This window comes from Listeria sp. ILCC792 (genome assembly GCF_900186135.1).
GTDB classification, from domain to species: Bacteria; Bacillota; Bacilli; order Lactobacillales; family Listeriaceae; genus Listeria; species Listeria goaensis.
Genome location: NZ_FYBO01000001.1, coordinates 1 through 19,824, shown reverse-complemented (window position 1 = coordinate 19,824; position 19,824 = coordinate 1). Strand labels below are relative to the sequence as shown.

The 19,824-nt window shown below is 42.7% G+C and carries 21 protein-coding genes; 7 read left to right on the top strand and 14 right to left on the bottom strand.

The genetic code is table 11. The features are described 5' to 3' along the window. Positions 1-59 precede the first annotated feature (59 nt). Genes CFS60_RS00105 through CFS60_RS00085 form a run of 5 tightly spaced genes read right to left on the bottom strand, consistent with a single transcriptional unit; the run spans position 60 to position 3,761 of the window. On the bottom strand, positions 60-1,037 hold the full coding sequence (locus CFS60_RS00105) for a biotin--[acetyl-CoA-carboxylase] ligase (RefSeq protein WP_244169910.1): 978 nt from the start codon (positions 1,035-1,037) through the stop codon (positions 60-62). Next, the gene (locus CFS60_RS00100; protein WP_088808569.1) at positions 1,030-2,202 is read right to left on the bottom strand and encodes a CCA tRNA nucleotidyltransferase; all 1,173 of its coding nucleotides are present in this window, start codon (positions 2,200-2,202) and stop codon (positions 1,030-1,032) included. The genes CFS60_RS00105 and CFS60_RS00100 overlap by 8 nt, the downstream gene beginning before the upstream one ends. A 16-nt stretch (positions 2,203-2,218) precedes the next feature. Next, the gene (locus tag CFS60_RS00095; RefSeq protein WP_088808568.1) at positions 2,219-2,626 is read right to left on the bottom strand and encodes a methylglyoxal synthase; all 408 of its coding nucleotides are present in this window, start codon (positions 2,624-2,626) and stop codon (positions 2,219-2,221) included. Positions 2,627-2,640: 14 nt separating this feature from the next. Continuing rightward, positions 2,641-3,429 carry a 4-hydroxy-tetrahydrodipicolinate reductase gene (gene dapB / locus CFS60_RS00090; RefSeq protein ID WP_088809057.1) on the bottom strand — a complete coding sequence of 263 codons (789 nt, stop codon included), beginning with the start codon at positions 3,427-3,429 and terminating at the stop codon, positions 2,641-2,643. Continuing rightward, positions 3,429-3,761 (bottom strand): nucleotide pyrophosphohydrolase, encoded by a 333-nt coding sequence (locus tag CFS60_RS00085; protein WP_088808567.1) that lies wholly within the window; start codon positions 3,759-3,761, stop codon positions 3,429-3,431. Before CFS60_RS00085 ends, dapB begins: the two co-directional genes overlap by 1 nt. 77 nt (positions 3,762-3,838) lie before the next feature. On the opposite strand from CFS60_RS00085, the gene CFS60_RS00080 reads away from it, so the two are divergent. Further along, entirely contained in the window at positions 3,839-4,705 is an 867-nt protein-coding gene (locus tag CFS60_RS00080; protein WP_088808566.1) for a YitT family protein, read from the top strand. Here the strand turns inward: CFS60_RS00080 and CFS60_RS00075 are convergent. Both CFS60_RS00075 and CFS60_RS00070 read right to left on the bottom strand, forming a co-directional pair. Continuing rightward, the gene (locus CFS60_RS00075; RefSeq protein WP_088838663.1) at positions 4,702-5,796 is read right to left on the bottom strand and encodes an FAD-binding oxidoreductase; all 1,095 of its coding nucleotides are present in this window, start codon (positions 5,794-5,796) and stop codon (positions 4,702-4,704) included. The two genes, CFS60_RS00080 and CFS60_RS00075, sit on opposite strands and share 4 nt — an antisense overlap. Beyond that, positions 5,793-6,464 carry a uracil-DNA glycosylase gene (locus tag CFS60_RS00070; protein ID WP_117584595.1) on the bottom strand — a complete coding sequence of 224 codons (672 nt, stop codon included), beginning with the start codon at positions 6,462-6,464 and terminating at the stop codon, positions 5,793-5,795. Before CFS60_RS00070 ends, CFS60_RS00075 begins: the two co-directional genes overlap by 4 nt. Before the next feature lie 162 nt (positions 6,465-6,626). Here CFS60_RS00070 and CFS60_RS00065 point away from each other — a divergent pair, with 162 nt between their 5' ends. Genes CFS60_RS00065 through CFS60_RS00040 form a run of 6 tightly spaced genes read left to right on the top strand, consistent with a single transcriptional unit; the run spans position 6,627 to position 13,262 of the window. Continuing rightward, positions 6,627-7,775, top strand: a complete 1,149-nt coding sequence (locus CFS60_RS00065; protein ID WP_088808564.1) for a sensor domain-containing diguanylate cyclase — start codon at positions 6,627-6,629, stop codon at positions 7,773-7,775. Between the two features lie 5 nt (positions 7,776-7,780). Further along, positions 7,781-8,929, top strand: a complete 1,149-nt coding sequence (locus CFS60_RS00060; RefSeq protein WP_088808563.1) for a GGDEF domain-containing protein — start codon at positions 7,781-7,783, stop codon at positions 8,927-8,929. Next, positions 8,922-9,905 (top strand): glycoside transferase, encoded by a 984-nt coding sequence (locus tag CFS60_RS00055; protein ID WP_088808562.1) that lies wholly within the window; start codon positions 8,922-8,924, stop codon positions 9,903-9,905. The genes CFS60_RS00060 and CFS60_RS00055 overlap by 8 nt, the downstream gene beginning before the upstream one ends. Further along, positions 9,902-10,576, top strand: a complete 675-nt coding sequence (locus tag CFS60_RS00050) for an EAL domain-containing protein (RefSeq protein WP_088808561.1) — start codon at positions 9,902-9,904, stop codon at positions 10,574-10,576. The genes CFS60_RS00055 and CFS60_RS00050 overlap by 4 nt, the downstream gene beginning before the upstream one ends. Positions 10,577-10,620: 44 nt before the next feature. Beyond that, positions 10,621-12,252, top strand: coding sequence for an NAD-dependent malic enzyme (locus tag CFS60_RS00045; RefSeq protein WP_088838662.1), 1,632 nt, complete (start codon positions 10,621-10,623; stop codon positions 12,250-12,252). 2 nt (positions 12,253-12,254) lie between these two features. Further along, positions 12,255-13,262, top strand: a complete 1,008-nt coding sequence (locus CFS60_RS00040) for a serine hydrolase (RefSeq protein WP_088815104.1) — start codon at positions 12,255-12,257, stop codon at positions 13,260-13,262. A 21-nt stretch (positions 13,263-13,283) separates the two neighbouring features. Here CFS60_RS00040 and CFS60_RS00035 read toward each other — a convergent pair whose 3' ends face one another. The 7 genes from CFS60_RS00035 to CFS60_RS13885 all read right to left on the bottom strand — a co-directional run. Beyond that, on the bottom strand, positions 13,284-14,564 hold the full coding sequence (locus tag CFS60_RS00035) for an NAD(P)/FAD-dependent oxidoreductase (protein WP_088825316.1): 1,281 nt from the start codon (positions 14,562-14,564) through the stop codon (positions 13,284-13,286). 65 nt (positions 14,565-14,629) lie between these two features. Beyond that, entirely contained in the window at positions 14,630-15,313 is a 684-nt protein-coding gene (locus CFS60_RS00030) for a zinc metallopeptidase (RefSeq protein ID WP_088808557.1), read from the bottom strand. A 102-nt stretch (positions 15,314-15,415) separates the two neighbouring features. Continuing rightward, positions 15,416-16,006, bottom strand: coding sequence for a DUF1405 domain-containing protein (locus tag CFS60_RS00025; RefSeq protein WP_179946361.1), 591 nt, complete (start codon positions 16,004-16,006; stop codon positions 15,416-15,418). 98 nt (positions 16,007-16,104) lie between these two features. Further along, complete coding sequence (locus CFS60_RS00020; RefSeq protein WP_088808556.1) at positions 16,105-16,641, bottom strand: ReoY family proteolytic degradation factor; 537 nt, start codon at positions 16,639-16,641, stop codon at positions 16,105-16,107. A gap of 25 nt (positions 16,642-16,666) precedes the next feature. Further along, positions 16,667-17,923 (bottom strand): tetratricopeptide repeat protein, encoded by a 1,257-nt coding sequence (locus CFS60_RS00015; protein ID WP_088815102.1) that lies wholly within the window; start codon positions 17,921-17,923, stop codon positions 16,667-16,669. A 496-nt stretch (positions 17,924-18,419) separates the two neighbouring features. Continuing rightward, a complete protein-coding gene (locus CFS60_RS00010) occupies positions 18,420-18,776 on the bottom strand; it encodes a hypothetical protein (protein WP_088808554.1) in 357 nt (118 codons plus the stop codon). Between the two features lie 5 nt (positions 18,777-18,781). Continuing rightward, on the bottom strand, positions 18,782-19,824 hold a 1,043-nt coding region (locus CFS60_RS13885), incomplete at its 5' end, for a transposase (RefSeq protein WP_179946591.1).

The following is a 19,824-nucleotide window of genomic DNA, read 5'->3' as shown; positions in this document are numbered from 1 at the left end:
TTCAATTTCACCAAACCATTCGGCTTGATTTTCTAATTTTCCGTAGCAGAAAAACAATTTTAGGAGTTGAAATCAATATCCGCTGAATAAATTTGGTGCAGTACGTTTGATTCGTCACGAACGAGTAAAACACCGTCATCTGAAATTCCTTCGGCAAAGCCAGCCAGTTGTCCTTGCATCGTTGAAACCGTAATTTTTTCCCCAAAAGGAATCGCCTTGTCTTCCCAAAGTAGCTTAATCGGACGGAATCCTTCCGCCATGAACAGCTGGTAATATTTTTCAAGCTGTTTTAAAATTTCTTGAATGAGCGCCGTGCGCGAAATAGCATGCCCCGCCTGGAGCGCAAGCGAAGTCGCCTTTTCTTGAATCTCCACTGGGAACGTCATTTGATTGACATTGATGCCGATGCCGATGATGACCGCCTCAACAGAAGCCGCTTCAGCGCGCATTTCCGTTAAAACACCACACACTTTTTGTCGGCCAATGTAAATATCGTTTGGCCATTTAATTTGCGGTTCGAGTTTCGTGATTTCCTCTATCGCTGTTGCCACCGCGAGCGAAGCGATGAACGTAAACTGTGGCACTTTTTGCATCGCAATTTGCGGCTTTAAAATGACACTCATCCAAATACCTTTGCCGCTTTGCGAATCCCAGACGCGCGCTAGGCGACCTTTGCCGCTTGTTTGCAACTCGCTAACCACAACCGTGCCACTCGTAGCACCCTCGCTAATTTTTTGATGCGCCACAAATTGCGTCGAATCGACTTCATCGTAAAAATACAGTTTTTGCCCCATAAATTTCGTATGCAAGCCAATTAAAATGCTGTCTTTTGAAAAGGAATCGCTATTTTTAACTAGGCGATAACCTTTATTTCGAACCGCTTCAATTTCAAAACCTTCATTTCGCAGACTTTCCATATGTTTCCATACCGCCGTGCGCGATAAACCAAGTAAATCTGCAATTTGCTGACCCGATAAAAACTCACCTTGACGCTTCGCAAAAAGCGCGAGCAATTTCTCTCGATTTTGATTAGCCACGTCGTAACCACCTCCGAATCGCTTCCTCTTCATTTTCCACTTCCCGAAAAACAACCGCCCGCTCAATCTTTAAAAGCAATTCCCGAAGCCATAAGCCGCCCGGTTTGCCGAACATTTCCATTAGTTCCGTTCCCGAAATCGCAAGCTCCCGCCGAGATTTAATCGGCAACTTTTCGTAAATTTCAAGTGCATCAGCCACTTTTTTCTCTCCTGAATAAAACGCGCGTCCCGCTTCAACTAAATCGACTAAAGTAGACCCAGCTTGAAATACAGTTAGCGGATTCCAAGAAACATCATCTAGAATGAGTACATACGCAGCCGTTACGAGCTGAATGCGCTTTGTTGGCAACTTCCAAGCTTTCAAAAATGAAACCGCCTCATTCGGCCGAACAGCAAGGAGCAGCGCGAGCCAAATTTCCTCTTCTGTCGGATTATCCGTAAAATGAAACGCGCAAAGCTCGGCAAGTTCCGATTTTCTGCCAGCAAGTTGCGGCAAATAGTTTTCCATGTTAGCTTGCAGCACGACTTGGAGGGCGTCTTTCCGAAAAGCCCCGCGCATCAATTTAACCCACTCCACAGCTTTCCGTTCCGTAGCAGTATGCGTTAGAAGGCCCACTTCCGAAATGAGCGCCGCTTTCGTTTCAGCTTCAAGCGCAAAACCAAGTTGGCTGACGAAGCGAACTGCGCGCATCATTCGGAGAGCGTCCTCGTGGAAGCGCGTTTTTGCATCACCTACCGCACAAATCATTTTCATGCGAATCGCATCGCGCCCGTGAAATGGGTCATGGTACACCCCGTTTTTATCCATCGCAATGGCATTCATCGTAAAATCACGACGCAGTAAATCCTCTTCTAGCGAACGCACGAACGTAACGTCTGTCGGGCGTCTGAAGTCCTCGTATTTCCCGTCTGTACGAAACGTTGTCACTTCATAATATTCCGTTTCATAGCGAACCGTAATCGTCCCGTGTTCGATGCCGGTGTCATATGTAGCCGGAAAAAGCAATTTCACTTCTTCCGGGAAGGCGCTTGTGGCAATGTCAATATCATCAATTTCGCGGTCTAGGAGCGTATCACGCACTGAACCACCGACAAAATACGCCTCATATCCTGCCGCTTCTAATTTTTCTAAAACTGGAATGGCTTGTTTAAATAGTTGATTCATCGCTCTCTCTCGTTTCTTAAAACGTGTCGTCACGTCGTAGTTTCCGCCAATCTAAAAAGCCTTTTGAAAGTCCGCGAAGCAGTACTTCCGCTGTCCCGATGTTCGTCGCAAGCGGAATCGCATATACATCACAAAGTCTGATTAGCGCCGTCACATCTGGCTCGTGCGGCTGTGCTGTTAATGGGTCACGTAAAAAAATGACTAAGTCCATCTGATTTTCCGATATTTTCGCACCAATTTGCTGGTCACCACCGTGCGGTCCGGATTTAAAACGATGGACATCAAGCCCTACTTCTTCGATGATTCGCTTTCCAGTCGTGCCAGTTGCAAAAAGCGTGTGCGGCTTCAAATAATTTTTGTAGCTTAGCGCAAGTTCAATAATTTGTTCCTTTTTTTCATCGTGAGCAATCAGGGCAATATTCATTTTTTTCACTTCCATCATAAAATATTTTCAAGTCCGTAAATGAGCGTATCGAATTCGGCTGTTTTACGGATAGCAAGCGCAACGCCTGACATGAAGGAAATACGGTCATAAGAGTCGTGCCGAATGGTCAGCCCTTGCCCTTCTGAACCAAAAATAACTTCTTGATGGGCGACGAGTCCCGGTAAGCGAACACTATGAATGCGCATGCCTTCATAATCGGCACCGCGAGCACCTTGAATAGTTTCTTCTTCCCCAATCGCGCCTTGTTTAATCTTTTCACGTGTTTTGGAAATCATTTCCGCCGTTTTTACCGCGGTTCCGCTCGGGGCATCTAATTTTTTATCATGGTGGAGCTCGATAATTTCAACATTTGGAAAATACGCCGCCGCTTTTTCAGCAAATTGCATCATCAAAACAGCACCAACAGCAAAATTAGGGGCAATCAAACTGCCGATTTTTTTATCCGCAGCAAGCTTTGTCAGTTCTTCGATTTGCTCGGGCGAAAATCCAGTTGTGCCAACAATCGCGCGTACCCCGTGCTCAATAATTTTTTTCGTATTAGAATACGCCACACTTGGCATCGTAAAGTCCACAACAGCTTCTGGCTTCACTTCGGTAAGGAGCTGTCCTAAATCACCAAATACCGGCACATTTAGTTCACTAAATTCCGCTAATTCATTTATATTTTTTTCTACTGGATCTTTATCTAACACACCAACAAGTTCCAAGTCGCTTTCTCGTAACACCGTTTTTACGACCTCATGTCCCATTCTACCTTTATAACCAGATACTGCTACTCGTATCATTTTTCTTCCTCCTTTTTCGTCCAGCGATTTATGTCGCGTGTCGCAAATTTTTGCATCACTGTGTCATGCGCTTCTTCCAAATCAATATGTAACGAATTCGCCATACACGTTAGTACGAAAAGACAATCGCCCAGTTCCTCTTGAATCGTTTTCTCGCCTTCTGATGATTTTTTCGGCTTTTCGCCGTAGTAATGGTTGATTTCACGCGCAAGTTCACCAGTTTCCTCTGTCATTCTTGCCATCATCGCAAGTGGCGAAAAATAGCCTTCTTCAAATTGTCCAATAAAAGCATCTACTTCATGTTGCATCTCTCTTATCGTCTTTGTCACGCGCTTTACCTCCCATTTTTTGGTACACTAATAGTATTATTATAACGTTATTCTAAAAATCTTGAAAGGAGCAGATTATGTTCAAAACACTTCGGGTTAAAAATATTCTTTTCATCTTGCTTGGCACAGCCATTTATGCATTTGGTCTTGTCAATTTTAATATTCAAAACGGACTCGGTGAAGGTGGTTTAACAGGGATTACACTCCTTTTGTTACACTTCTTCCATATCGATCCTGCCTATTCAAACCTTATCCTAAACGTTCCACTCTTCCTTTTAGGCTGGCGTATTTTAGGATTTCGTACCTTTCTTTACAGTGGTATCGGCACCATCAGCCTATCACTTTTCTTATGGATTTTTCAGCGCATCCCGTTTACACTCGATTTGCACACAGATTTACTGCTCGTCGCTTTATTTGCAGGCAGTTTCACTGGTGTTGGACTCGGGCTCGTCTTTCGCTACGGCGGGACAACAGGCGGTAGCGATATTATCGCGAAATTGCTCCACTTTAAAAAAGGGATTAGCATGGGGCGCACATTATTCGTCATCGATGCACTTGTTTTAACGGCCTCACTCTCTTATTTAGACATTAGACAAGTCATGTATACTCTTGTTGCCGTCTTCATTGGCGCGCGCGTTATTGATTTCGTCCAAGAAGGCGCGTATGCCGCACGCGGAGCCATGATAATCTCGAAAGACAACAACGCCATCGCAACTCACGTCATGCTCGCAATGAACCGCGGTGTCACCATTTTAGAAGGTCGCGGCGGCTTTTCCAAACTTGACCAAGATGTGCTTTATATCGTCGTTGCAAAAAACGAAATTATCCAACTTAAAAATATTATCGAAGCCGTCGACCCACACGCTTTCGTTTCTGTCAGCGTCGTTCATGATGTGATGGGTGAAGGCTTTACGCTGGATGAAAATAAAAATCCGCTTTATTAGCGCTTTCGGATATAATTCGCTGGGTCAAAACGTGTGATATCCAGCGAAACCGGTTCACCTAGCGCGCACTCAGCAATTAGTTTTCCAACAAAAGGACCCGTTGTTAAACCTGATGCCCCTAAGCCATTTGCCGCATAGATTGGTGTGTCTCCGATTTGACCAATGAACGGCGTAAAATCAGGCGTATATGGCCTAGTTCCAACCGAAATTGTGCTCGTCTGTGCGCCTTTCAGCTGAATAAACGGCGCGAGCTCTCGAATGATTTCCTCATAGCCGGCTTCCGTAGGCTCACGGTCGAAGCCGGCTTCTTTTTCATGTGTGGCCCCGAGCATGATTTGCCCCGCATCAAATGGCACAATACTCTTCGCAGCTGGCGGCAAAATAACTGGCCAGTCGTCCGTTTTCTCAGCAAAAGTCATCGTCACAATTTGCCCTTTTTGCGCCAAAACATCCGCCTCAAAACCAAGTGGCTCCAAGAATCGCGGCATCCAAGCGCCAGCTGCCAGCACAATTTTATCAAAAGCAACTTCTTCTTCTCCTGCAAAAAGCGCCCCTGCCGCGTTCACCTTACCGTGCGCCTCCATTTTCACTGCGCCGTTTCGTTTCGCCCCGTCTAAAAGCGCGTCACGAATCCGTGCGCCATTCACACGCCCGCCGCCACTCACGAAAACCGCCCCAAAACCAGGCTGCACGAGCGGAAACCGCTTTTTCACATCCGCTTCCTGTAAACGGATCACCTCGCCCATTTCAGGTGCCGACACGCGCCGCTCCTTCGCAAGCGCAAACAAAGCATCGAGCGCCATTTCATTTCCCCGAAGCGCAAGCGTGCCAACTTGTTTGTATCCAGAATCCACAGAAAACCCCGCCAGTTCTCTTGATAGCTGCGGATAAAAAGCAGCGCTATGTTTCGCGAGCTCATACCAAATCTTATTCCGCCGTTTTGAAAGCCACGGACAAATAATCCCCGCCGCATGTTCCGTCGCCTGCCCAGGCGCCCTATCCTCAATAATCGTCGTCTCGTGTCCCCATTTCGCCAAATGATAGGCCGCACTCGCACCAACAATGCCAGCGCCAACAACCGCAATTTTCATGTCGTAATCTCCTTTAGCCACACCCGAAGCGCATCAAAATCAGCTTCAATAAGCGGCAATAATTTTCGATTGTAAAAAATACTCGCCGGATGAAACGTTGCCATCATCCGAAATTTCCGCTCCGTATCCTGGTACTCCCGGTTACCAGGCGTAACCAGTTCGCGTGCAGGTACATAAAGGCGCTGACCGCGCACATCTGGAACCGCTATTTTCCCCCCAAGCATTCGTCTTAAAGCAATGTTCCCCATTGTCAGAATAATTTTCGGTTCAATGTGCCGCAATTCGTCATCAAGAATCGGGGCATGCGCATCAATCTCCTTCTGATTCGGCGTACGATTGTAACGCTTCAAAACGCGCTCCCCGGACTTCGCATCCACCTTGTAAACGTCTTTAAAAGGCCGACTTCGAACGGCGCTCGTTATATAAACGTCCTCACGCGTTAAGAAAGCTCTCTCAAGTGACTTCATTAGTTCAGCGCCCGCTCGGCCGCTAAAAGGGATTGAATTATGAATTTCTGTTTCACCCGGCGCCTCCCCAATTAGCATCACTTGCGGTTTTTTGGGACCACGACCTTTTACAAAGCCTTCCAGCGCCAAGTGTTCACTCCGTTTTTTGACAAGTTGAACTAGAGTATCTGAAGTTTCAAAAAAAGCATCATTTGGCTGCATGTTATCCTTCCTTTGCATATATTGACAACAATATGTTAATTTGTAATAATATGATAAATGTATTAAATCATCAGAATAGCACCGTGACTAGCCTTCTGAATTAACCGTATCTTTTTATTTTACTGAATTCCCGTACGAATTACAAAAAGGGAGCTTTTTTTTATGTGGAATATGATTGACTCGTTATGGTCCAGTTTGGCACTTTTTTTATCCGCTCTATTTTTTCACGGTATGATTTTACGTTCACTTCGCGAAAGAAAACCAAATTGGTTTATTAATAATTGGCAACACCATATCATCCGTTATTTTATCGGCATGTATTATGGTGTTTTAGGTTTGTACTTTATTTTGCGTGGCTTGCCAGGTACAGATTACGGCGTTTATACCGACATGCTCGTCAACATTATCTTAATTTTAAACTTATTTTCAGGTGTAGGCCCCGCTACTATTGCAACTATTATCATCGCAGTAGGCAAACTCATGCTAGCCGCAGACACGAGCCTTCAACTTCTCTATCTTTTTTTTATTATCTCTTTCCATCTTATTTGTATTCAAGTAAACACTTTGAAAATCTCGCTTTTTCAAAAGTTCATTTTAAGCAAGCTGAGCATTACGCCCTTCATGCTTTTCTATCTCCATCTTAAAATGGCTATTCCCCTTCAAATGGAAGCTATTCCAAGGTGGCTCTTATTTTTTGGCATTTCTTTTTTCTGTAGCCTGCTATTATATCTGGCTGCCCACTTCATTGATTCCTCCAACAAACAAATTTTTGCCTTGCGCCAGTCAGCTATTTTAGATCCATTAACAAATCTCGCCAATTTTCGTCATTTTGACAATTGTTTAGGCGAACAATTTGCTGAGAGCAAGAAAAATCGCACACCGCTAAGCATTATTATTTTTGATATTGATTTTTTTAAGAATATCAATGATACATATGGACATCAAACGGGTAATGTTATTTTATCAAGCTTAAGTGGCGCCCTACAAAAAGTCCTTTTTCCTAAAGGGACACTCATCGCAAGAATTGGTGGCGAAGAATTTGCCATTTTATTACCAAATATTTCACGCACCGGTGCAAAGCTTTACGCCGAACAGCTTAGGGGGAAAATTGAGAAAACCGATTTCCCTTTTAATCGTGAAGATATCCACTTGACCATTTCTGTTGGCACTGCAACGATGGACGAACTTCACGATTTTGAAAGTGGTGCAGCCTTATTAAACACCGCTGATAAGGCGCTTTATATCGCAAAAGAAAATGGACGAAACCGTGTTCATGCAGCAGTTCATTTAACAGTTCCATTAAAGGAGTAATTTTTATGCCTACACAATTTGATGCCTATATTGATAGTATCTCGACATTTCTGGCCATTTTATTCATTCAAGGAATTGCCTTCCGCAAACTTCGCGAAATAAAACCCAATTGGTTTTTACATCGTAAAAGTCAGCTGCTTTTAAGTATTTCAATTGGTGTTTACTACGGCTTAGCTGGCATTTATTTTATTTTTCGCGGGGACCAAGACGCGGCGACAGTCGTTTATACAAACATGCGCATGAATATTTTACTCATCACTGCCATTTTCGGCGGCCGAATTCCTGTCACCATCGCTTATAGCTTCATGGTTATCGGCCACATTTGGATGGGGGAATCCACGCAAAATGAGCTTAAATTTATTCTGCTGCTAACAGGCTTTTATCTTATTTGCTTTATTGTCACCAAACTTAACATGAGCTATTTCAAAAAATATTTGATTGTCTTTTCCTGTGCCATTCCCGTTCTCGCTTACTACTACTTCACCGACTTTGGCAGCCACACCATTTTAACTGGAAGCGAAGCCTTACTTTACTACGCGCTTTTCATGCTAACGAGCGCACTCGTATTTGCCGCTTGTAACTATATTGATAAGAGCAATAAAATCATGTTTCAGCTTCGAAATTCTGCTATGACAGATATGCTAACCAATTTGCCTAATATCCGTTATTTTTTAGAAACATTTGAAAAAGCTTTTCTTCTTTCTTTGAAAAAAAAGAAACCGCTTAGTTTAATCGTCATTGACATAGATAATTTTAAAGAAATTAATGATGTCCATGGTCACCAGGCGGGCAATACGGTTTTATCCCAGTTTAGTGTGATTTTAAGCAATCATGTGCTGCCAAAAAGTGCGCTCATTTCCCGAATTGGTGGCGAAGAATTTTCCATTTTATTACCCAATGTGGCGCTTCCAGAAAGTCAGCAAATCGCCGAGATTATTCGGAGCCAAATTGAACGCACATCGTTTCCTTACAATCCAAAAAGCGGGCAAGTGACAATTTCTTTAGGCGTTTCCTGTCAGCAATTTCCTGATTCGAACTATAAAACGAAAGAAAGTTTGTTTGAGGCGGCCGACAAGGCGCTTTATCTTGCCAAACAAAGCGGACGGAATCAAGTTTTAACAAGCTTTTCAAAGGAGGGCTTGGAAGATGTTTAAAAAATTATTTTTACTGACGCTTATCGCATTTCTAGCCGGGTGCGCGCAAAGTCCGCCAAAAGAAACAACGCCGAAAAAGGCAAATGTGGAGAAACATGTGGCAACCAATTATTTGGCAGAAAACGGGTTAATTGCCGACTATAAAGTGTCTAAAAATGCCAATTATTTGTCGGAAAGTATCGGTTTATATATGCAGTATCTTGTTTTAAACAATGACAGCCAAACGTTTCATTCACTTTTTACGGCGATGCAAAATGAACTGCTAACTGAACAAACCTTTATTAAGTGGAAAATGGGAAATGGTATTACGACAAACGCGTTTATAGATGATATGCGCATTTATGAAGCTCTTCAGGCGGCAAGTGACCAATTTAATTACCCTCCGTACGCGGACTTCGCGAACAAAATCGCGGTGAGTTGGAAAAAATATGGTTTGGGGAACCAAACACCTCGTGATTTTTTCGATTTTAAAACAAAAGAAAAAGCAAAAACGCTTCATTTGAGTTATTATAATAGTACCGCGATGAAAGAAGCTGGGTTTGATAAGGCTGCCTTCAAGCCGCTAGAAAATGCGGTAGCTAGTCCGTTTTTTGATGAAATCTTTCAAGATGGGCGTTATGAAACGACTGGTAATGAAGTGAATATGATTGATCAAATGCTAATTGCGATTCAATATGTTACGCTAACTCATAAAAAAGAACCGCATTTTGATGCTTTTTTGCAAAGCGAATGGGAACAAAATAATCGAGTTTATGCACGTTTTTATCGGGATACGAAAGAACCTGTGGAAAGTATTGAATCGACGGCCGTTTATGCGATGCTTACGGAATACTACACGCAAACAAATCAACCAGATTTTTATCAAAAAGCAATGGATAAACTAAACGAGATGGATACGTCGAACGCTACTACGACACATTTCTTTGATTACATGCATAAAGAGTTAGCCTTGATAAAAAAGGACGTTAGTAGATGAATAAAAACCAAATTTTGGATATGATCGAATCCAATGAATTCCAAACGATTTATCAACCGATTGTGAACATTCAAGAAAATCATGTTTTTGGCTACGAATCCCTGACGCGCGTTCATAACGTACCGATTGGGGATTTTATTAAAGAATGCGAGAAAAACCGTTTGACCAGTCAATTTGAACTGCGCACGCTTAAAAATGGCATCGAGCACTTTAGTTGGCGCGAAAGCACACGACTTTTTTTAAATATTTCCTACGACACGTTTATCCACCACTACCAAGAATTGGAAGAACTACTTAAAGAAAGTGGCGAAATTACATTTGAATTTTTAGAAACATCTGTGATTGATGAATGCCAGTTGCTCGACTTGCACGTAAAAATGACCTCTCTGAAAAGACGTTTTGGCACGCAATTTGCGATTGATGACTATGGTTCAGGCTATGCAGATATCGCACGCGTTCTAAGGCACCCGACTGATTTTGTGAAAACGGACGCTGAACTGTTGAAAGACGTACAAAATCATCACGGGAAAAAATTAGTGCTCACCAACTTGCATCATTTTTTAGAAAAAAAGAAGAAAAAGATGGTTGTAGAAGGTGTTGAAAACAAGGAACAATTCCATTATTTGGTAGGTCTTGGGATTACGTACGCGCAAGGATTTTATTTTATCTGAAAAACGCGGTAAAATAGAACCAAAGATTGAAAAGGAGCCACTTTATGACGAAAAATAATATTTTAAGAAATCCGTTTTTAAACAAAGGAACTGCTTTTACATATGAGGAACGTGAAAAATATGAATTAGACGGCCTACTTCCGCCGCACGTGGAAACGCTAGATGAACAAATTGTACGCGTGAAGGCCATTTTTGACGCGCTTCCCGATGCCTTGCAAAAAAATTATTATTTGACGGACCTTTATAATAAAAATCGGACGCTTTATTTTGCGACAGTGCAAAAATATGTGACGGAACTGCTTCCAATTATTTACACGCCAACAATTGGTGATGCGGTGACCGAATACCACAAGCACTTTCAAAATACCGATGATGCGCTTTTTATCAATGCTTTCCGCCCAGAAATTTTACACAATAGCCTGAAAAACGCGTGCGGACAGCCTGAAAAAATTAAAATGATGGTCATTACAGATGGCGAAGGTGTTTTAGGCATCGGTGACTGGGGCGTAAACAGCGTTCAAATCGCGGTAGGAAAACTTGCGGTTTATACCGTTGCGGCTGGCCTTGACCCGTCTAGCTGCCTACCGGTCATCATTGATTTTGGCACGAACAATTTGGACTTGCGAAATGCTCCGCTTTATCTCGGCGAGCGCAAGCCGCGCATGTCTAAAACTGAATATGACCATTTCATCGCGCAATTTATTTCCGCCGCAAAAGAAATTTTCAAAGAAGTCGTCTTTCATTTTGAGGACTTCGGTCGGGCCAATGCGAGCCGAATTTTAGATACCTACAAAGATGAAGTCTGCACCTTTAACGATGATATTCAAGGAACTGGCGCAATGGTTGTCGCGGCTGCACTTTCAACAACATGCGTATCCAAAATTCCGCTTGCGAAACAGCGGATTCTGATTTTTGGCGCAGGAACGGCGGGTATTGGTATTGCCACCGAGCTTTGTCATGAAATCATGCACAGTAGTGGAGTCACACGCCACGACGCTAAAAAGGCCTTTTATTTAGTCGATCGAAATGGTCTTGTGACAGATGACATGGCCGACTTAACAACTGGGCAGCGTTCTTTTGCGCGAGACCGGGCGGATTTTGAGAACATCGACACCACTTCGCTTTTAGAGCTTGTTAGACTGATCAAACCAACGATGCTTATCGGTTCAAGCGGTGTCCCTTCCGCCTTTTCAGAAGACGTGGTGCGTGAGATGGCCAGCTATACGATTCGTCCGGCCATCTTACCGCTGTCAAATCCTACAAAACTCGCTGAAGCAAAAGCTGCCGATTTAATCCAGTGGACAAATGGAAAAGCACTCATTGTGACGGGCAGTCCGAGCGCGCCTGTTGAATTCGGCGGGCAAACGTTTGAAATTGGTCAAGCGAACAATGCGCTACTCTACCCGGGCCTTGGTCTTGGCGCCATCATTTCGCGCGCAGAAAAAATCACAAATGGCATGCTACGCGCAGCAGCAAAGGCTGTATCAGAACAAGTTGATGCCACTCATAAAGGCTCAGCACTTTTACCTCACGTATCAAAACTCCTTCAAACGAGCGAAAAAGTCGCTTATGCCGTTTCTAAAGCAGCCATCAAAGACGGTGTCGCACGGATTAAAACGGTCGCAGAAGAGGACGTTCAAAACGCCATCTGGACGCCTGTTTATAAAGAGGTGTAGCCATGTTTCCACTAACGAAAATGCGCATCGAAAATCTGGTTGACTCAGGCACCGTGCCAGGAGCGAGTTTCCAGTTTTTGACGCAAGAAGCGACACAGTCCTTCACTCGCGGTTTAAAACAAATTAGCCCTTCAAAAAAACCGCTTCTTTCTTTTGAAAAAAACATTTACGATATTGCGTCACTCACGAAAGTTGTGGCGACGACTACGCGTGTGATGCAGCTTGTTGAGAGCGGAAAACTAGCCCTAACGGATTCGCTTGGCACCTTTTTGCCGGACTATCACACGCCCGATTTGACACTACTCGACTGTTTGACGCACCGCACTGGGCTCCCAAAAAACATTCCCGGCTTCCCAATTGAAACGCCTAGCGACATCGACGCCTACATTAGCGCTGCCCGTCCAGTCGCAAAAAACCGCACCATCGTGGACTACTCCGATTTGAATTTCCTACTCCTCGGTAAAGTTATCGAAGTAGCTTGTGAAAAGCCGTTTGAAGCGCAAGTAACCGACGCCATTTTACGCCCGCTTCACATGGAAGACACAACATTCTTTACGGCTGACAAAGCCCATTCAGTCCCAACTGAAGTAACCGAAAAACGCGGCGTCATTTCAGGCACCGTCCATGACCATAAGGCTTTCATCGCAGGTGGTAACACCGGTCATGCAGGGCTTTTCTCAACATTAGATGACCTCAGACGTTTTGCATCGGCACTCCTTTTTGACGACGGCGCCCCGATTTTAACGCGCGAAAGCCTTGCCCGCATTCAAGAAAACTATACGCAAGATTTAAATCGTGACCGAGGCATTGGCTATGACTTAAAACCAAACGGCGACCATTACGCCCTTTACCATACTGGATTTACAGGCACCTTCATCGTCCTTGACATCGTACAAAAAAAAGGACTCATCGTCCTCACAAATCGCATTCATCCAAGCCGCAATAATTCCGCCTTTTTAGAAGAACGCGAACAAATTGTCACAACTTTCCTAAACGAAAAAGCAGAGTAGCCACCCTACTCTGCTTCATTATTAGACAAGTTCATTTTTCCTTGCCTCACTAGAAAATTTCGCCGCATATTCCCCCGCCGTATGCCCCGTCACAAGTGCACACGTAATATTATAACCACCCGTGTAGCCATTAATATCTAAAACTTCACCGCAGAAAAATAAGCCCGGCATCAGTTTCGACTGCATCTCTTTCGGCATGATTTCCTTCGTCTGCACGCCGCCACCCGTCACAAATGCTTTCTCAAAATCAAGCGTCCCGTCTACAGTAAAGACAAAACTTTTCAAAAGCTGCTCAAATGCCTCCCATTTTTTCGTACTCTCCTGCTTATAATGATTTTCCGGATTAATGCTCACTTTTTCCAAAAGAAAGAGCAATAATTTTTCTTGTATTAAAGGGGAAAGCGCGTTTTTAACAGCTTTTTTTGGATTTTCCTCTAACAGCTTAAAGACGTTCTGATGTACTTCTTCTAGCCCAAGGTCCGGAAACAAATCGAGTTCCATCGTCACAAGATCCTGCTTCCTAAGCGCCTGATTAACAAACATACTACACCGAAGTGCTGCTGGACCTGAAATGCCAAAATGCGTAAAAATCATATCCATACGGTGCGTCACCACAATTTTATTTTTCTTCCCTAAAACCGAAAGCGACACATCACGAAGCGAAATCCCTTGAAGTGCGCGCGACATAATGAACGGCTCTTGCGACGTAATCGGAACTTCTGTCGGATAAAGTTCCGTTATCGTATGCCCTGCGTCCTTTGCAAAACCATAGCCGTCCCCCGTTGAACCCGTACGCGGAACCGATTTCCCGCCAACCGCCACAATGACGCTATACGCTGTCTTCACCTGTCCGTCCAGAAGCTCGACACCCTTCACCTGCCCATTTTCATACAATACCTTTTTAACAGGCGTCTTCATAAACACCGTAACCCCAAGCTTCTCCATTCGACTTATCATCGCATCGGCGACCGACCGTGCACTATTTGACACCGGAAACATTCGCCCATGATCTTCCTCTTTTAAATGCACGCCAAGTTTTTCAAAGAACGCAATAATATCCTCGTTATCAAATTGGTGAAACGCGCTATACAAAAAACGGCCATTCCCTGGCACATGCCGAATGATTTCCTCTACAGGTAAACGATTGGTGACATTGCACCGACCGCCGCCCGATAAAATCAATTTGCGCCCAAGCTTCGGCCCCTTTTCAACGAGCAACACCTTTTTATTCTTCTCCGCCGCCTGAATAGCCGCCATTAAACCAGACGGGCCACCACCAATTACAATCACATCAAAATCCATATTTCCCCCTCATTTTATCCTTATTTCTCAAAATAAAACCTGAGAGCTGTTCTCAGGTTTTATAACTAATTTCGATTCATATTTGTAAAAATCAAGATAAGACGAAGCAACTCTAGAACAGCTACAGCCATTGCTGCAACGTAAGTCATAGCAGCTGCACTAAGCACTTTTTTCGCCTGTGGATTCTCTGAAGAGTCTAAGAAACCACCATCTTCAAGTTGTACAAGTGCACGTTTACTCGCATCAAATTCAACAGGTAAAGTAATGACTTGGAACAATACACCTACAGCCATTAAAACAATTCCGATTAACATAAGGCTTGGAATCGTTGCAAGCATCCCAATGATTAAAAACACCCACGAAATGTTTGAACTAAACATCGTTGCTGGCACTAATGCCGAACGGAAACGCATAAAAGCATAACCTTCTTTATCTTGAATCGCATGACCAACTTCGTGAGCGGCTACTGCTGCTGCCGCAATCGTTGCTTCATGATAGTTTGATTCTGAAAGGAATACTGCTTTTTTGCTTGGATCATAATGATCGCTCAAAACACCTTTTGTGGCGTGCACCGGCACATTAGAAAGACCGTTTCTATCTAAAATCATTCGTGCAACTTCAGCACCTGTTTGGCCACTTCTTACACGCACTTTTGAATACTGCGCATACGTGCTTTTAACACGAAATTGTGCCCAAAGTGGAATCGCTGCGACAATAAAAAAATAAATTATATAAGATCCTAATGACATTTAAATCATCTTCCTCCTAATACTAACTTTGATTAGTTTTAATTATAAAGTATCTTTGCGCGCTTCTCAATAGGTTTCACTCACTATGAGAAAATTCTAATCTTAAAATAATTCAAGTTTCAGACGATCTTCTTTTAACGTCTTCCGGTACACATAAATCAGAACAAAAATCGTGAGCCAGAATGTCGCATAACCAATATACGGTAAAAAGCGCTCTAAGCCCATATAAATTGGCATTTGCCCAAATAAGTAGTCAATCACATCGTTATGTAATACCCAAACGGCCGCAACCATAAAATGCCCAATACGAAAGCGATAAAAAGGTGCATAAAGCATCGCTTGGATAGCCATAAAGCCATGGCTAATCATGAGCATAACACCCGTCCAAATAATCGTTTGTTGGTCAATCATTAAGAAAACATTCATGCCTACTGCCCATAAACCGTATTTCATCAAACTTACAAACGCCAGTGCTTCCATCAGTGGCCAATGTTTTTTAGCCAAAAAAGCCGCAATCACAAAAAAGAAAAACAAAACAGCAGTCGGGCTATCGGGAACAAACAGCCAAAATATCGGTCGTGTTATTTCTAGTTGCGGAATATACCAAATGTAGCCATAAATAGCACCTAACAAGTTCACAATCAAAAGCAACCGCAAAAACGTACGGTTTTGTAGTAACGCATACACAAACATTTTCCCCCAATCTCAAAAAAACACAAAACTAGGCATGCTTTTAAGTTAATGGGCGCAAAACGCTCGAACTTAAAAACTTGCCCAGTTTTTAGCCATATCTATTCTTTCATTTCCTTTAAAAATGCCGTAAGTTCTAAGAAACGTTCTTTATCACCCGCATCAATCGCACGGTCAATTTCCTTTTGAACCGATTCCATCATGAAACTACTGAGCGTACGATCTAAGAAGTCTGTCGCAAGCTGCTGTTCTTCTTCGCCAATTTGCAAGTCTTTATGTGGGTTATCTTCACGTACAAGCGCATATTCAGGAGAACTAAGCGCGTCGCTAAAATGAAGCACAATATATAATTCCTCGTCCCAATTTAAACGAATATCATGAAATGCTTTTTCCGGGTTACTCGTTGTTAACTTTCCTTTAAAAAAGCGGAATGGTTCAAAGTCCACACCTTCAGCAGAAAGAACGAGCCCGCGATTGCAGCCTTCTAAGTCATCTACAAAATGCACATATTGTATAATTTGATCATGACCCGCAATATAGTTTAACACCCACATTGCTTCCCGCATCTTCATTTGATGCGTATTTAAAAGCCAGCGAATAAAATCTTTCTTCTCATCTACAGAAATGGATGCCTTCATCACACTCACTCCTTCCGAAAGTTGATTAAAACTCAAGTAAATTTCGAATTTCCGCATCCTCAGGCTCAAAATTCAAGTAACGCTCGAAAATTTCGCGAGCTTTCTGAGTTTCTCCTTCTTCTCGCAGGAATAAACCATATTCCCGTAAAAAAGTCGGATTGTCTTCAAAAAGAGGATAAGCTTTTTCAAAATTTTCTTTTGCTTTATTATATTGTTCCACGCCGCTGTATGCAACACTTAAGTCCCAAAAAATTTGCGGCTCCGTCACAAGCTCCTCAGAAAGTGCCTCTGTGACCTCAAGCAAACCTTCAAAATCTTCTTTTGCTAAAAGGAGTTTGTTTAGTTCTAAAATAGCCGCCGAGTACTCCTCATCCAACACAATTGCTTGCCTGAAAAACTCCTCTGCCGCATCTAGTTTCCCTAAACGGTCTGCCACTTTTCCAGCCTCGAAAAAAAGCTCTTTATTAAATTCATCATATTTCAAGCCTTCCGTGAGCGCCTGAAGTGCCTTCTCCTGTTCGCCGTTTTCCTGATAGCTTTTCGAAAGATACGGATAGAGCGTCGTGTACGCCGGGTCGTGTTCCTTCAAATGTTCAAACGCGTGAATCGCCTTCACATACTCCCTCGCCTGAAATGCCGTAAGCCCTAGCCCAAACAACGTATCCACCGATTCATGTTCTGAAAGTGCCTTTTCATAAAACGGCAACGCCTCTTCAAACGCCCCGCTCGCGCTATAAGCTTCGGCAATACGTTCATAAACGGAAATCGTACCTTGCGCAAGTTCCGTCACGCCTGTATCAAGCACCGCCTGATAATGCTGCACGGAAAGCGCAAATCTTCCTTGTGACAAATAATATTCCCCGAGTGCAAAATCAATAATCGCTTCATTTGGCGCTAATTTTTTTGCCTCAAGCAGTTTTTGCTCTGTCACTTCAAACAAGCCTTGCATTTGATACAAATCAGCCAAAACAAGCAAACTTTCAAGATAAGCTTCATCTTGTTTATTCACTTTTTCCAAATATTCCTGCGCTGTATCAATATCGTCTTTTTCAAGTGCCACTTCTGCCGCTCGAACAAGAAGTGCCCCTTCATCTTTATAATTCGCAAGCAAAAGCTCATATAAGTCCTCCGCTTCATCTAAAAAGCCCAAGCTAAACAATTGCTCAGCAAGAAAAAATTGCTCCTCGTCAGAACCGTTTTGAATTGCCAAATCAAAATATTTTTTAGCCAAAACCATATCTTCGTGCTCTAATGCATGTAACATCTTTTCAGCATTTTCCATAACGCACCCCCGTGTCCATTGAAATCATGGGTACTATTATATCACTAATTGCTACGATACGGAAGGTCATGCTCCAATTGGTCTTGTAAACATCTGCCAATATTTTATCGGTTTATTTAAGGTGTTGCTGTAGATATTTGTCGAAATAGCTCTTCTCTATTTTTCCGTACTACGTTTTTAAGTCTGACTCCTAATTCGTGAGAACCTGATAGTTACTCGAGGAAAAATATTTACTTCAACCTCACTACCAGATTTTTTTGTTCACATCCGAGCTCCTACTCACTTGACAAACTGCCTCTCATACCTAGCAACATACTGATTTTTATACTTTTGAACATAGCTAAAAAGATATGAGTATACTAATTTCTCTGTAGAGTTAGTTTTCTCATATCTTTTTCGGTAGTGCAACTTCTATACAGTGAATACAGTTAGTTTTTGTTAGCTATTGGCAACTTGATTATCAGTCTTGTGATTGAGTGCCTTTTTTGTTTTTTGATTATTCATATTCAATATAGATTTTACTCAAACGATTATTTTCTAAAAATGAAATAATCGTTTGAACTATTTCTTCTAGATCATCTTTCATTGAAATTTGATTAATTTTATTAATATCAAAACGTTTTAATTGATTAATAGTAAGAGAATTATCTTTTATCAACCATGGTGAATCATCATACCATCCTTCATGATTAAAATATTCCTTCACAATTCCCTCTTTTTCTACATTACAATCTAATAAGTTATCTAAAGTAGTCTCGAAATAGCCATTCCAAATTACAAGTTTATTATTATCAGCAACAAAGGTAAGCTCTGCTTCGCCCTCAAAACCTTCATAAAACCTACTATCAATCATTTTATTCATTCCTTCCAATGACCCTTATCTAAAATTTTTATTTGTTCTGGAGTAGCATTTCCTGCTTTTCTAGCATTTATAGCATCATACCATCTATATCCTTCTACCCATTCATTATCACCAACTTTAAAGAATGTTTGTGGCTTGTTTCCTCCATTCCCAGGTACTGTTCTTTGAACAACCCATGTATTACCTTGTTCTACAGGTGCTCCTGGAGTTCTTGTATGCCACCTTACTTCATACTTAAATTGACCATCATTCCACTTATAAGTAAGTTGTTCATAACCGGCATTCATAGTCTTGGCATTAATTTTTGCACTGTCAGGAATACCTACTGGTGCAGTCTGCTTATATTGATTAGCCATTCTAAATTTTTCTGCTTCGGACAAACTAGAAAGTTTAGGAATATTAGCCCCGCTAGCTTTCTCATACGTCATACTCCCCCGAATCGCCGCCGTACTCAAGCCCAACCCCATCACCACGTCCATCAAGCCACTTTCATCCAGCGTGCCTTTCACCGATTCCACATACGCGGATGCCCGAAGCGTGCCACCAGCCATACCTGTGTATTTCGTGCCGTCCATATAATAGGTGCCAGTTTTCCACGATTCAGTGATTTTTTTGTTTAAATCCTCATTCGTGATAATTTGGTAGTCACTTGGGTCTAAGTACTTTCCTGCCTTGTCTAAGTATTTCTTCAGTTTCGGGTCATGCACACCCACTCCGTTTTGTTCAAGCAACCACATCACTTGCGGCTTTCCCTCCGCATCGTAGTACACCACTGCCAAAACTTGATAGGCTTTCAGCGCTTCGACCCGTTTTGGGTCTACGCCGCGAACGGTATTAAGCCGCTGTTTCAAGGCATCCATCGACTGGGTATAGCCTTTCGGATATGTATAGGTGCCGGTTTGGGCGTTAAATTCGACTTCCTGCAAGAGTTGTCGCATCGTTCTTTGTGCTGTCATCACAAGCGCTAAAAGTTCTTGGAAAAAGTGGGTATGACTTTGCTCAAATTGTAAATAGTTTTCCAGAATTTTTTCTTCTTCCA